11 protein-coding genes are annotated in these 14,706 nt (G+C 47.9%); 8 read left to right on the top strand and 3 right to left on the bottom strand.

Translation table 11 applies throughout. From position 1 onward, the window contains the following. Nucleotides 1-142: 142 nt before the first annotated feature. From QUB64_RS09160 to QUB64_RS09170, 3 genes are all read right to left on the bottom strand, one after another. Nucleotides 143-835, bottom strand: a complete 693-nt coding sequence (locus tag QUB64_RS09160; RefSeq protein WP_333268573.1) for an SRPBCC family protein — start codon at nucleotides 833-835, stop codon at nucleotides 143-145. 452 nt (nucleotides 836-1,287) lie between these two features. Next, complete coding sequence (locus QUB64_RS09165) at nucleotides 1,288-1,566, bottom strand: photosystem I reaction center subunit PsaK (RefSeq protein ID WP_333268575.1); 279 nt, start codon at nucleotides 1,564-1,566, stop codon at nucleotides 1,288-1,290. A 300-nt stretch (nucleotides 1,567-1,866) separates the two neighbouring features. After that, the gene (locus tag QUB64_RS09170; RefSeq protein WP_333268577.1) at nucleotides 1,867-2,079 is read right to left on the bottom strand and encodes a chlorophyll a/b-binding protein; all 213 of its coding nucleotides are present in this window, start codon (nucleotides 2,077-2,079) and stop codon (nucleotides 1,867-1,869) included. A 565-nt stretch (nucleotides 2,080-2,644) separates the two neighbouring features. On the opposite strand from QUB64_RS09170, the gene hflX reads away from it, so the two are divergent. The 8 genes from hflX (at nucleotide 2,645) to QUB64_RS09210 (ending at nucleotide 14,644) form a co-directional block, all read left to right on the top strand. Continuing rightward, entirely contained in the window at nucleotides 2,645-4,261 is a 1,617-nt protein-coding gene (hflX, locus tag QUB64_RS09175) for a GTPase HflX (RefSeq protein ID WP_333268579.1), read from the top strand. A gap of 469 nt (nucleotides 4,262-4,730) precedes the next feature. Next, nucleotides 4,731-5,357: a PEP-CTERM sorting domain-containing protein gene (locus QUB64_RS09180; protein WP_333268582.1), complete on the top strand. Its 627-nt coding sequence runs from the start codon at nucleotides 4,731-4,733 to the stop codon at nucleotides 5,355-5,357. A 302-nt stretch (nucleotides 5,358-5,659) separates the two neighbouring features. Further along, on the top strand, nucleotides 5,660-5,923 hold the full coding sequence (grxC, locus tag QUB64_RS09185; RefSeq protein WP_333268584.1) for a glutaredoxin 3: 264 nt from the start codon (nucleotides 5,660-5,662) through the stop codon (nucleotides 5,921-5,923). Nucleotides 5,924-5,990: 67 nt separating this feature from the next. Then, the gene (gshB, locus tag QUB64_RS09190; protein ID WP_333268586.1) at nucleotides 5,991-6,965 is read left to right on the top strand and encodes a glutathione synthase; all 975 of its coding nucleotides are present in this window, start codon (nucleotides 5,991-5,993) and stop codon (nucleotides 6,963-6,965) included. A gap of 568 nt (nucleotides 6,966-7,533) precedes the next feature. Next, on the top strand, nucleotides 7,534-8,652 hold the full coding sequence (locus QUB64_RS09195; RefSeq protein WP_333268588.1) for a Gfo/Idh/MocA family protein: 1,119 nt from the start codon (nucleotides 7,534-7,536) through the stop codon (nucleotides 8,650-8,652). A gap of 109 nt (nucleotides 8,653-8,761) precedes the next feature. Next, nucleotides 8,762-10,600, top strand: coding sequence for a CHAT domain-containing protein (locus QUB64_RS09200; protein WP_333268590.1), 1,839 nt, complete (start codon nucleotides 8,762-8,764; stop codon nucleotides 10,598-10,600). 160 nt (nucleotides 10,601-10,760) lie between these two features. Next, nucleotides 10,761-11,342 (top strand): hypothetical protein, encoded by a 582-nt coding sequence (locus QUB64_RS09205; RefSeq protein ID WP_333325299.1) that lies wholly within the window; start codon nucleotides 10,761-10,763, stop codon nucleotides 11,340-11,342. A gap of 803 nt (nucleotides 11,343-12,145) precedes the next feature. Further along, complete coding sequence (locus tag QUB64_RS09210) at nucleotides 12,146-14,644, top strand: glycosyltransferase family 2 protein (protein ID WP_333268594.1); 2,499 nt, start codon at nucleotides 12,146-12,148, stop codon at nucleotides 14,642-14,644. The last annotated feature ends 62 nt before the right edge of the window (nucleotides 14,645-14,706 follow it).

A 14,706-nucleotide genomic window follows, 5' to 3' on the forward strand; every position in this document is an offset into this window, starting at 1 on the left:
GAGAAAGGACTGAAGTCCTCACTACAAACTCAAAGGTTCGTAGTAAGGACTTTAGTCCTAATTTATTTCAATTCCCAAAGAAAGGACTGAAGTCCTCACTACAAACTGATTATTGTTAGACGAGCGGATACCATCGAACTTATTACTTGCGGCCAGAAGATTGACCTTCCGTCGTAGCGATTTCCCCAGCTTCCATAAACTGCTTAAAGCGCCGCAAATCGTCAGCAATTTGCTGTTCGGGAGCTTCCCCAAATAGTTTAGCAGCGCCCGCAGCGATCGCACCGCCGGGAGGGTTGTATTCGATCACCACTTTTACCTCAGTACCGCGTCCAGCAGGTGCCGGCTGAAAGCGCACAAAACCAGAATTATCAACATCAGCCCCTTCCACAGACGCCCAAACAATTAAGCGATTTTCTTCTTCACCCACAATCTCTGCATCCCATTCTACACTATTGCCGAGCGGGGCGCTGGCAATCCAGTGAGAACGCTTGTCATCTATTACCGTCACGTGTTTGAGATGCTTCATAAACCGAGGCAAATTTTCAAAATTGCGCCAGAAACGGTACAATTCATCGGCTGGTTTGTCGATCGTCACCGTCTTTTCAACTTTAATACTTTGATTCGCATCTGCGGCCGACTGCAAACCCTCCACAACCCCCAGCCCGCGCGCAGCCAAACCGCCGCCCGCAACCGCCAGCAAAGCACCTCTGAGCGAACGCTGCGACAAACCAAACAGCACCAGCGCTCCCCCACCAATTAACGAAGCCCAGCGTTCGGTATCGCCGGTGTTAGTTTGGTTTTGTTTGTCAGAATTTGCGATCGAAGTAGATTCCATTGTTTTACACCTCGTCAGTCGATTTTAGATTTTAGATTTTAGATTTACTTCACAGATCCATCTGGGAGCTTTAACTAAGGAATGGCAATTTAATAACTTAAGCGACTTGCTTGTTACCAGGCTCTGCCTGGTAACGCAGATCCGGAGGCTCTGCCTCCTTTTACTTCCCAGATTATAGGAGAGAGGACTGTAGGAGCTGTTTAAGTTATTAAATTTTTGTTCCTAAAGTCTAAAATCTTGGGATATCCACACAATAGCGTTATGGACTTGTACCCGTTTTTGGGCGGGTCAATTAATCGTGAAAAATAGCATATCAACGCGCGATCCAAACAGTTCCCACGACACTTAAAATTAGGGTAAGTGCATTTATTGCACTCACCCCTGCCAAATTTTTTGGCATTTTAATCAATCCATTGCAGCAACTAATTGCCACAACTGTCGCGCAATTGCTCCTAAATATACTTGTCAACACCGAGGGTCAAAATTGCGATCGCTCCCAGCAAATGACCGGCGCTCATGCAAGCCAGAAATGCAGGTACGCTAACATTGTTGAACAAAGCCGGGAACGGCAAAGGCATTTTCGGGCCGACGTGGGGATGCCAAATCCTGCGGCTCAGAACTAGCAAGGCTAACAGATTGCAAACAAACATCACTAGCGGCTTTTGCCAATTTCCTAATGCTGTGTCATTCACTGCCGATTCTACTACTGCCAGTAAATGTGAGTTAATCATCGTTGATGCTCCTATTTTTAATAAAATATCAGAGGGTCGAGGTCGGATTTCTTGCCACGAATACAGCAGGGGCGAGAGTATTGACGCCATAAATATCTGTCTTGCTCTCAATATTCACCGCGCCAGCACCCGCGCCCCCACCTGCAATCATCGAATCACAGCAAGAAGTCTGTTAATGCCATTCAAAAGTAACGAAAGATACAAAGGAATACAACCCTACTCACTGCCATTTGTAACTTTTAAACTGTCTGGCAGTTGCGGCATTTCCTCATACTGCCAGACAGTAAAGGCTGCTCGTTACTACTGAGCAATGTAGGTAGGCAGAAAGTGCAGTATGTCGCGCAGAACGCTATATCCAGCCATGTCCCAAAGCAAATAAGCTAAGAAACCGATCATCGCTAAGCGACCGTTCCAAAGTTCTGCTTGCGGGTTCAAGCCAAACAAAAATGCGTTTCGATCTTTGCCGTTGTAGGCATTAGCGGTAGGAGGTAGGTTAGTAGGACGAGTTTCCATGTTTTTACATTCCTTAACAATGTTTCGCTTATCATCGTAGCGACCTAATTTCTACTTTGCTATCTGCCGATAGGCTCAAAATACACACAAGTCTAAAGGAGGATTTTGAGACTAAGAATTATGTGTTAAGTTTTGTTTAACGAGATTGTTTGAGCGATCGCCTGTATCGGTAGATACTAAAGACAACTGCAAGTTGAGATGCCTGCTGTGACAGGCTCGATCGCCAGCAGTGCGACAAACAACGGCTCTTGTGACTCGACAATATTGAATCCGCGAGTTCCTAGAGCAAGAAGATTTAGTAAATTTAAACTGTAAACCAGAACACGATCGCCCCGGAGTTAACTAAAATAGGAGATAAACAGAGCGATCGGGAGAAACAGTTATCGAAACCATCTACGGCAATCTTCAGGGTTTAAAGTCCAGCCAGCTCAAGCAACTCGAAAAGCTTTACCACCAGCGACTACCGGGCGATCGCATCACCACGGCAGAATTCGCCCAGCGCGTCGCCGCCATCAGCACCGAAATAGACAAGCCAATCTGCACCTACATCAACCGTCGCGGACAAGTGATTCGTGTCGGCGTCGGTACGCCCCGCCAAACGCAGATTGCGCCTCTAGAATTGCCCCGGTACGGGGGAGGTCGCCTTAGCGGCATTCGCTGCATCGCCACGCACCTCAAGCCGGAAATCCCCAGCGAAGCAGCCATCACCGCCATGGCAATTCAGCGCCTCGACGCCCTCGTTTGGCTGACGCTGACCGGCGGAGGATTTCAGCGCCGCGGCGGCGGTGCGGCCGGTTACATCCAAGACACTTATCTCGTTCACCTGATACCCCAGGGAGACCGGCCAAATTTTGAGTTCTCTGTGTTGAGCGCTAAGTTAGAACCAGCTTCAAGTAAAATAGATGAAATAGAAGAGCCTTTAATTCAAAACTCACCAATCAAAACTCAAAACTTCCCCTGGAAAATATCAGAACCTCTGAGTTTGGACGACCTCGCAGACCAAGATTTTCTGGAGTTGGTGGAAGGACTCGAAGCAGATTTTCAAGCAGAGTTTGTCGCTAAACAAGTAGATGCAGACCAAGACAAAGTGCTGCTGGTTGGTGTCATGACTCAGCAGATGACTTTGCTGGATTTTGAGGACGGACTCGCAGAAATCACGCGGCTGGTGGAAAGCGCCGGAGGTCAGGTATTGCAAACAGTGCGTCAAAAGCGATCGAACCCCCACCCGCAGACAGTCGTCGGCGAAGGCAAAATTCAAGAAATTTCCCTCACCGCTCAAACGATTAGCGCTAACCTCGTGGTATTCGATCGCGACTTGTCGCCAGCACAAATACGCAACTTGGAAACTCAGATCGGTATCCGCGTAGTCGATCGCACGGAGGTAATTCTCGACATCTTCGCCCAAAGAGCGCGATCGAGCGAAGGTAAATTGCAAGTCGAACTCGCTCAGCTACAGTACAACCTGCCCCGCCTCACAGGTCGCGGTCAAGCACTGTCGAGACAGGGCGGCGGCATCGGTACCAGAGGCCCGGGGGAAACTAAACTCGAAACCGAACGCCGGACGATCGCCAAACGCATTTCTCGATTGCAGCAAGAAGTCAATCAACTCCTCGCCCACCGCTTCCGGCTGCGGCAGAACCGGCACCACCATGACGTACCCTCAGTCGCGATCGTCGGCTACACAAACGCCGGTAAATCGACTCTACTCAACCTGCTCACCAATTCCGAGGTCTACGCCGCTGACCAGTTATTTGCCACCCTCGACCCCACCACCCGCAAGCTGACGATTCCTGGCGCCCTCACCGGAGAACCTTTGTCGATCGTGCTTACAGATACAGTGGGCTTTATTCGCGAACTGCCCTCCTCCTTGATCGACGCTTTTCGGGCTACCCTCGAAGAAGTCACAGACGGCGATGCTTTGCTGCACCTCGTCGATCTTTCCCATCCCGCGTGGCAGAGCCAAATTCGCTCCGTCATGAATATTTTGACAGATATGCCCGTAACTCCCGGCCCAGCCCTTGTAGCATTTAACAAAATCGATGCCGTAGATGAAGAAACTCTTGCTCTCGCCCGAGAAGAGTTTCCTCAAGCCGTATTTATTTCGGCCGCCAAAGGTCTCGGAATGGAAACTCTCCGCGATCGACTAGCGCAGCTCATTCAATACGCCCTCTACCCTCGGTAAATACTTAAATATTCCTTTTAAGTAGTTGACATTCGGGAATACACGTACATATACTGAGGACAGATCTCGTCGAAGCATGAGACTATAAAAGAATAGTCAGATTGTGGATTGTAAATTCTAATACAGCAGAGCTAGTTTCCTAGCGGTTACATAATTAACTTCATGAGGCTGCTGTCAAAGTAAAAACTCTCTTGCTTAATGGCTGTTAGGGCTGTTGGTTGAGAGGTTACGAAAAGATGTTGCGAGACGGTTTGCCAGACGGTGCAAACCACGCTACGCGACTAGGGTGAAAGAAAATAAGACGATTAAAGTGTTTGGGCGATCGCCTCAAGCGCTATACTATTTTTTACAGGCGTCGGGGAGAGAAAAGATCAATTTATGGTAATAATTCTAAAATCTATCGCCGTGCAGGGCTAGTATCTAGCACTATTTCTATTTTCCGATTTTACCACTGTTTAACTAAATAGTTATGTGTACGCCACTGGCAAAACTAGCAATTGGACTCTCTGCCACAATGGCAACAGGGTTCTACTATCTAGCTGCTGCCCCTCCGGGTTCAGCAGCAATCGATGTGTGCGGGCCTGGAAACTATTCAAGTGCTTGCGTGCCTGACAATACCGCCAGCCCGCAATCACCAGCACTCGTACCAGACCCAGTACCGACATCACCAGCATCCTTGCGAGACGCGGTACCGTCCGAGCCGGTAGTAACATCACCAGCACCGATAGTAGAGCCGGTAGTAGTGCCGCAGGCAGTCGTCGAATCACCACCACCGGTAATAGTAGAGCCGGTAGTAGTGCCGCAGGCAGTCGAAACACCAACACCAACACCAACACCAACACCAGACCTGATACCGCTATTGCCCCCCCCAGTCACACTTACGGTAACACCACCTACGGAAACAATAAACCAGATAGTCCCACCTACACCCATACCGACGCCCACGCCAACATTGCCAAACATCTACACAAACGCCCCCGCTTTGAGGACAACAACTATCCCAGAACCGGGTACTGTGGTAGCACTCCTGCTGACAGGCGCAGGAATCATCTGTTCCGGCAGAAAACGAAACAAGCAGGTCGGTCAGCAACGGTAAGCAGGGCCAAGCTGCTGCTTGTTTTCAACATCTCTCCGTTTCTTGAAGCGCGGGTGTTTTTTTTGTTTTTAGGTAAAAGTTCAAAAAATGTATATATAATCACCTTACAGCTTGCGGGCTGCAATTAGAGCAGAAGGAAAAAGGGTTTAGTTATCAAAAAGACAAGTCAGAAGCAATCGATCGCATCGTCCAAGTGCAATGCGAAAACTTCGTAACCGTCGGGCGCGGTTGCTATATATAAAAATTAAAATAAGATTGGTTAAGATTACAATAAAAAAATATTGTTATTGTTTGAGCCTCCGATGACACCTAAAGTAGAAATTTACACTTGGAGAACCTGCCCGTTTTGCATTCGTGCTAAAGCACTGCTGAAGCAAAAAGGGGTTGATTTTACAGAGTACGCGATCGACGGAGACGCAGCAGCACGCGATCGCATGACCGATCGAGCCAACGGAGGCCGCACCCTGCCCCAGATATTCATTAACGACCAACACGTAGGCGGCTGCGACGACATCCACGCACTCGACGATCGAGGCCTGCTCGATCCGCTGCTAGCAGCAAAATGAGGCATTCCCCGTTGAATTTTGAGTTTGCCCAATTTTTCCTGCGACCAATTCTTAATTGTAACTGACCATGAAATTTGCATTCATCATCGATCCCCTCGCGCGACTAATTCCAGGACACGATACCAGCGTAGCGCTGATGGAAGCAGCTCAACAGTTGGGTCACGAAGTCTGGGCGACTCAAGCCAACGAATTAAGCGTCATCGGCGGCAAAACCTGGGCAATGCTCAGTCAGGTAACACTCACCCCAGTACAACAAGTAGAGGGACGCTGGGAGGCGGCCCAGGCGTGGTACGAGGTGGAACAGCCCACTTTGCAACCTCTCGAAGCAATGGACGCAGTATTTATGCGCACAGATCCCCCAGTCAACGTTCCTTACCTCTACGCAACTTACCTTCTAGACGGCATCGATCCCGCGAAAACTTTGGTAGTTAACAGTCCCAAAGGATTGCGAGCGGCGAATGAAAAAATGTATGCTTTGCAATTTGAGGGAGCGAGCCCCGAGACAATTGTTTCTCAAAACAAGCAGGTAATTCGGCAATTTGTGGAGAAAAAAGGAGCGGCAGTTCTTAAACCCTTGGGCGGTAAAGCTGGCGAGGGGATTTTGTTTTTGGAGGCGGGCGATCGCAATCTCAACTCCCTCGTCGAAATTAGCACTCAACAAGGGCAAACTCCAGTGATGGTGCAGACTTATCTCCCCGAAGCAAAAGACGGAGATAAACGAATAATCCTCTTGAACGGCAAGCCCATCGGCGCAGTCAACCGCATTCCCACCGGCAATGAATTTCGCGGCAACATGGCCGTCGGCGGCCGAGTCGCAAAAACAGAAATTACCGATCGCGAACATCAAATTTGCGCTCAGCTAGCACCAGTTCTCCAACGAGACGGACTGTACTTTGTCGGCATTGATATCATCGGCGGTTATCTCACCGAAGTTAATGTCACCAGCCCTACAGGAATCAGAGAAATTGACTTGTTTGACGGCGTGAGTTTGGGCAAACAAGTAATTGAATGGACTGTCTCGCAGGCAGGAACTAGAAGTTAGTATAGCCTTTCAAGCGAAAGATGAGGTACTGTAGGGCATCGGGCATAGGGCATCGGGCATCGGGCATCGGGCATCGGGCATCGGGCATCGGGCATCGGGCATACCTCACTTTACTTTTTTGAGAACCGCTATAATAACGGAGAATTACTCGTTGGTAAAATATTTTTTTTAGCAATAAAAAAAATTGCCCTTTTTTTTAGGGTAAAAAGCTTGACTTTGATAACTTGTAAAGGTATTATTTAATAATGGGAGTGCTGACAAAATTTAAACTTGAGTCACCACTCCCATTATTAAATAAATATATCCCGATAATCTAGAAAAATCAATAGGTAATAGTTACTTTTTTAGAACCAATTTTTTAACAAAATTACAAAAAACCCGGTTTATTCAACAATATTGTCAGAAGTTCATCTATGAGCCAGCTTGTGAACGAGCAGACAACATTGCACTGCGAAGCTTTCCTATCTTAAAATAATCTGCGTTAATCTGCGTCAATCTGCCTTCAATCTGCGGTTGACCTCTCAATCAAAGACTTAATTCCCCAATCCCAATCCCCAATTATTAAATCATGTCAAAAATTGGCGTTGCAGTAGTCGGTACAGGTTTCGGTCAAAAAGTGCACCTTCCCGGATTCCAGACACACCACCGGACAGAGGTTGTGGCTGTCTATCACCGGAATTTAGACTCATCTCAGGCGATCGCCACCGCCCACAACATCCCCTACGCTTGCAACTCGATCGCAGATATCGTCGCCATCCCAGAAGTAGCGGGAGTCAGCATTTCCACGCCGCCATTTTTGCATTTTGAAATGGCAAAAACCGTCCTAGAAGCAGGCAAACATTTATTATTAGAAAAACCGACAGCCCAGACAGCCAATGAAGCTAGGGAACTTTACCGATTAGCAAACAGCAAATCTCAAACCCAAGCAATTGCCACCATGGACTTTGAATTTAGGTTCATTCCCGCATGGCAAATGCTGGCAGAATTATTAGCAGCAGGATATGTAGGAGAAAAGCGTTTAATTAAAATTGATTGGTTGGTGCCCGGCCGCGCTGATGCAACTCGCCCGTGGAATTGGTACGCGCAAAAAGAGCGAGGTGGCGGAGTTTTGGGCGCGACAGGTTCTCACGTGTTTGATTATATTAGCTGGCTGTTCGGCCCCGTGCAGAGGCTTTCTGGGCAATTGATTACAGGAATTTCGGCGCGGCCAGATCCGAACGATTCGGGAAATTTAAAACCTGTTGATGCCGATGATTCTTGCACGTTGATGTTGGAATTGGCCGGGGGAACGCCTTGTCAAGTTTGTTTGAGTTCGGTTACTTACCAAGGGCGGGGACATTGGGTCGAAATTTACGGCAGTAAGGGTACTTTGGTTTTGGGAAGCGACAACCAGCAAGATTACGTCCACGGATTTCGCTTGTGGGGTTCCCAAGGTGGAGAACCTTTAGCAGAAATTAAGATTCCTCAGAGATTGGAGTTTCCTCAAGTTTATCCAGACGGCAGAATTGCACCGTTTATCCGAGTAGTAGACAGGTGGGTAGAAGCAATTGATGCGGGGAAATCTTTGATACCGTCGCTGAAAGAAGGCGTTTACTCGCAGTTGTTGATGGATTTGACCCAGGAGTCAAATGCTACGGGAACTTGGGTGGATGTACCGAATTTAGATAAATTTTTGAGCGGCAAGTAAAAATTAAAACTCACAAAGCAATGTCGCCTACTCGATCGCACCCCAAACCCGATAAACTACGAATAGATAAACTCGATCAATCCCTATATCAGCGAGTCGGTAGTTGTGAATGGCGCGCCCTGAAAGTCCTTGCCTCAGTATAGCGATCGCTCGCCTGAGAACCGCTGGGGCAAACCATTTTGCCACTTGGGTTCTACAAGCTCCCTATCCCAGCGGGTACGTTCACCATGACTGTATGTGGCCAGCGGCCCTATCCCAATCTTGGAAAGCTTGGCAGGAAATGTTTTCCCCCTCGGGGACAATTCACGAATTGCCCCTAAATCCTGATGGCAGTTTCGTCTTGCCGGAAAATGGCCAGAATATCTTGGCAGAACCTGAAAAAGTCACGCCTCAGTCGCTACAGTCACTTTCATCGAGTCCCTCTGTGCCGCTCCACCTCGGTCAAGGGGGGTCGGTGGAGAGGGGGGAGCAGAATCCGGCGCAGCCACCTCCTAGCTACAGCAGCCGCCTGATGCAGCATTTGGGGATGAATCTTTGGCAGTGGCTGTTTGAAGGGCCGATTCAGGGGAGTTTCCAGGAAAGTAAAGGTATCGCGATCGGGCAAAATCTACCTCTGCGAGTGCGCATAGACTTGCGCGAACCGTATTTGATTGCTTTACCTTGGGAAATTATGCAGCCTCAAGCAGGTCAACCTGCAATTTCTCTGTCGCAGCAACTGCTTTTCAGCCGCACTACCAGCAATGTTGAACCTTTGCCGCCCCTGCGTCCTGCGGAGTCGCTGAACATTTTGCTAGTTTTGGGACAAGCAGAACCAGGCGGGAGTGCTAATTCTCGCTCTTCTAGCGGCAATAATCATCATTTGCAGTTGGAATCAGAAGCACTCGCCCTAGCTGGTGTTCTGGAAAGTGCTTTTCAAACCGACGACAGCGGTAAATATTTCGACATTAGTGTTCCGACTCGCGTCGATACTCTGATCGAACCTACTCCGGCGGAACTAATTTCTAGGCTGGAAACCCAAGCTTATAACATTCTGTTCTACGCCGGCCACGGGATACCAGGCCCCGACGGCGGCTTGCTGTTTTTGGGGCCGGACACGGCGATTAACGGTACTGAACTGGCTCAGGTTTTGGTTCGATGCCGCGTCACTCTGGCGGTGTTTAATGCCTGCTGGGGAGCTCAGCCGGCTGTGGAGAGGCTGCATTCAACTAACGGCCAGCAACAGGCGATCGCCCGCAGCAGTTTGGCTGAGGTGCTGATCCATCACGGGGTGCCGGCGGTGTTGGGGATGCGGGACTCGATCGCCGATCGCGAAGCCCTGAGTTTTATCCAAACTTTTGCTCAAGCTTTGGCCGGGCGGATGTCGGTCGATCGGGCCGTCGCCGTCGCCAGACAGCAGCTACTGACACTGTACAAGTTCAATCAACCGGCTTGGACTCTACCCGTACTGTATATGCACCCGGAGTTTGACGGTCAACTGACTGAACCGGTAGATGACCTGAAAACTGAATTACCTTTAAATTCTTCTACTTGGCTGGGACGTTTGCCGAATTGTGCTTACTTGCGGGGGCGCGATCGACCAAATGCCAAATCCACCGAATCCAGCAATCAGGTTTGGCCGATTAGCACCGGTATGGTTCGAGTCGGCCGCTGGGAAGAAAACGACGTAGTGATTCGAGAACAGTGGGTTTCTCAAAAACACGCCGAGATTTTCTGTCGCAACAGTATCAGAGATAGCCGGGAAGAACCTAGCTACTTCCTGCGCGATTTTTCTCGCTACGGGACTCTAGTTTTGGGGCCTGAGGGATGGGTGAGAGTTCACCACCAAGAACTGCTGTTGCGCAGCGGTACTCAGCTAAAATTTGGCAGTTCTCAGGGTCAGATTTTTGAGTTCAGTATTGAGGTTGCAAAAACTTCGGGCTACAGTGAGACTGATTGCGGAACGAATTAAGGTGCGGGTGTAGCTAATGAAGGCAATCGGCGATCGGCACACCAAAGTTCTCGACGCCCGTGTCTCAAGTCTGAAGTTAAAACAGTTACTCACCACTAACAACTCGCACTTGACACAGCCCCCCTTCTGTATTTTCCTTGAACCACATAGGTATTACATCATGGCTACCCAATCTCCTGATTCTGAATATTTTCGCGACTCGCTTCCTCAGGCCCAGATGGAACTTCTCGCTACAATCGTTCAGACTGATGTTGCTTATCCCTGGAATCCTGCACAACTTGAATCAGAGTCTTATTTAACCGCTTTAGAGCAGGAATTTGCCCTGTCTGATTCCTTCAGCGACAGCGATATTGCCCAGAAGTCCCAAGTTTTATTCGGACAACTAGAACAAATTTGGCTGGCGACTGCTCTGCAAAAGTCTTTGCGCGAAAAATTTGCTCGCGTTCCTCAAGATTTTCTGGCTTCCATCGCTCAAAGCGTCCAAAACGCAACTGTTAAGTATCAATCTTTAGCTGAGCAAATGGTTGAGTGCGTGTTAGATATTTTGCCTCAGTGGGCTGAGGAAGATTTGCAGGTGTTGGCGCGTCCTTTAGCTTATGCAATGCGAGAGGCTGATTCGTCCGGGGTGGAAGTGGTGATGGAGACTAGAAGACCTTGGGCAGAGTTGTCGGAAATAGAACAGGCGAGAGTTGGTTTGGCTGTCGCCCGCTATGCAATCTCGCAATTAGAAATTTCTGATTAGTTTTTTTGAGGGCTAAGTTTTTGTGCTGCGATCGCGGTAATCTTTTTAAATTACTATAAAATTAATCTACCTTGAGTTAGATGTGGAATTCGTCTAATTGTTAAGCCCTAGGGATTGCTATAGTTTGATATAGCAATCCTATTTAATTTTTAGAGATGATATTTTTTTGTTGAAATAACTGCAAAGAGGCGAAGAATGCTTGCCACAAGCAGAAAAGAAAGCAGGAACAACCAGAAATTGGGCAAAAAACAGGGTTTATAGGTCGCCACGTTTGATCGTTCGGAATGCGAGTCCGCAGAGTTTTATGAGGACTCGCATTCCTCACTACGAAGAGGTTTGATCGTTCGGAATGCGAGTCCGCAGAGTTTTATGAGGACTCGCATTCCTCACTACGAACAAATTTTATGACTGTTGTTCGATCGCACACAATCTAAAGCAGGTTTGATCGTTCGGAATGCGAGTCCGCAGAGTTTTATGAGGACTCGCATTCCTCACTACGAAGAGGTTTGATCGTTCGGAATGCGAGTCCGCAGAGTTTTATGAGGACTCGCATTCCTCACTACGAACAAATTTTATGACTGTTGTTCGATCGCACACAATCTAAAGCATATGTTGCCATACTTTGCCAGGATTGGACTTGCCCAGCAGTTTGCCACCAGCCAGCAAGTGAACTATCATAAAATTGTCAGAATGTTAAAAAATGTAAATACAGTCAGTGAGGTGTGTCGGAATTTTCAACTGGATTAAAAAGCTGACAGCAGGAAACCCTGACTGTTGCAGGTACATCGGGAATTGCAAATTTTATGACAAATTCAAGATTTGACCTTCAAGACTTGAAACGCCGCTTTTGGCGGATGTCGCGCGTACCGGCCGCAACCCTAGTCGTGTTGGGGGCGGTTGCTTTCGCAAGTGCGATCGCCTCCGCCTGGTTTAGCGGTGAAGGTACAGTTAGTGGGATTTTTGCCACAATCAATACTTGGCAGCAAAACCCGCCTGTGTGGCTGCAAGTGCCCGCTGCGAGCAAGATGTATTTGTTAGTGCCGACTGTCGTGCTTGTCTCGGCTGCTTTAGCTACCATAAAAATTTCGCCTCAACCGCAGAAATGGTCGCGGGCTGTGGTAGTCGCCATAGTTTTGGCTTTAACCATTCGCTACGTTTTGTGGCGATCGCTAGTTACCCTAAATTTAAGCGATCCCCTCAACGGTATCTTTAGTTTGGGACTGTTTTTCCTAGAAATGCTGATGGTGTGCACCAGCAGCCTTCAACTGTATTTAATGCTGAGAATGAAAGACAGGCATCGAGAAGCCGATCGCATGGCAGTTGCAGTTGCAGAGGGAAACTTTACCCCAACAGTAGACATTTATATCCCAACTTACAACGAACCTATTTTTATTTTACGGCGCACCATCATCGGTTGTCAAGCTTTAGATTATGCCAACAAAAAAGTATATTTGCTCGACGAGACTAAACGTCCTGAAATCAAATTGCTAGCCCAAGAACTGGGATGCGAGTATATAACCAGACCAGATCATATTCACGCCAAAGCTGGCAACATCAATCACGCCACAGCCCTAACAAATGGAGAACTAATTGTAGTTTTCGATGCAGATTTCATTCCCACAAAAAATTTTTTAACCAGAACAGTTGGCTTTTTTCAAAATCCCGAAATCGCCCTCGTCCAAACACCGCAAAGCTTTTACAACCACGATCCCATCGCCCGCAATTTAGGTTTAGAAAATGTGCTGGTGCCTGAAGAAGAAGTATTTTACAGACAAATTGAAATCATCAAAGACAGCGCCGACAGCGTAGTTTGCGCTGGCACGTCTTTTGTGATGAGGCGCAGCGCGCTACAAACAGTGGGAGGCTTTGTCACAGATTCAATCTGCGAAGATTATTTTACTGGAATTCGGTTGTCAGCCACCGGGTATCGTTTAGTTTATTTAGATGAAAAATTGAGTGCTGGTTTGGCTGCTGAAAATATAGAAGCCCATCTAACTCAAAGACTGCGCTGGGCACGAGGAACCCTTCAGGCATTTTTTATTGATTCCAATCCTTTGACGATTCGCGGCCTCAGATTCGTACAAAGGCTGTGTCACCTAGAAGGATTGCTGCACTGGTTTACCAGTTTAAGCAGGATTGTGTTTCTGTTGATGCCTTTAGCTTATTCGTTTCTGGGCATACTTCCTTTGCGGACAAATGCGCGGGAATTGCTCTACTTTTTCCTGCCTTACTATTTGGTGCAAGTTACTGTGTTTTCTTGGCTGAATCGCAAATCGCGATCGGCTTTGCTGTCGGATGTTTACTCGTTCGTGCAGTGTATTCCTTTAGCGGTGACGGTGGTGAGTGCCATGCTCAATCCCTTTGAGAAAGGGTTTAATGTGACGCCAAAAGGAATTGCGACCGATCGATTTAGTTTTAACTGGAATTTGGGATGGCCTTTGATTGTCTTGTTCGCAGCTACAGCCTTCAGTTTGTTCCATAGTTTAAACATTCATTTAGTTAACAATAGGGACAGCTTGCAGGCAATATCAGAAAGTGTTGATTCGTTAAAAGGTGTGAGTGCGGGCTGGATTTGGAGCGCTTACAACCTGCTGATGTTGGGAATTGCGCTGCTAATTTTGGTGGATATTCCTAAGCCGGATATTTACGAATGGTTCAATTTGCGGAGGGTGGTGCAGTTGAATGTGGGCGGTCAAAGTTTTTGGGGAATAACAACTGTAATTTCCGAAAGTGGCGCTGAAGTTGCTCTGACACAGCGGCCGAGTTTTGTGGCCAAAGGTAAAGGAAGCCATCAGAGTGTTACCGCAGCAGAGATTTTGCCAAAATATGCTGTTGGGACAAGTTTATCGCAGGGTAAAATTAGAGCGATCGCTCGCAGTGCGGCAGTCAAAGCGAGGAGATCCCTAGCGCCGTCTGTTCAGGAGTTAGACGAAGCTAGTTTTGCCAAGGGTTTGATTGATTGCGACTCGGCGACTCTGGAAATTATGGAAGAGAAATGTTTGATTCCTGTGGCTAAGATTGAGTTGATTAACGATAAATCTCAGTTGGAGTCGAGTTTTGGGGATGCAGCAGGGTGCGGTTTTGCGGAATTTCCGACTGTGCGAATTGCCTTCGATCGCCTAAACATTAGTCAACACCGCTGTTTGATCGAAATGCTGTACTGTCGCCCGGGCCAGTGGAAGCGGCAGGAAACGCCCGGAGAATGGCACTCCCTGTGGCTGTTGTTGAGAATTGCTTTGAAACCGAGGGCTATTTTTGAGAGAAACAGGCCAGTTAGACCGATCGCAGTTTCGCAACTTTAGATAGAATTCGCTAGACTTCTAGTTCAGTATCAATTATAATTAGGTTTGTAGTGAGGAATGCG

Origin of the sequence: Microcoleus sp. Aus8_D2 (assembly GCF_036702665.1) — a bacterium.
Classification (GTDB): Bacteria; Cyanobacteriota; Cyanobacteriia; order Cyanobacteriales; family Microcoleaceae; genus Microcoleus.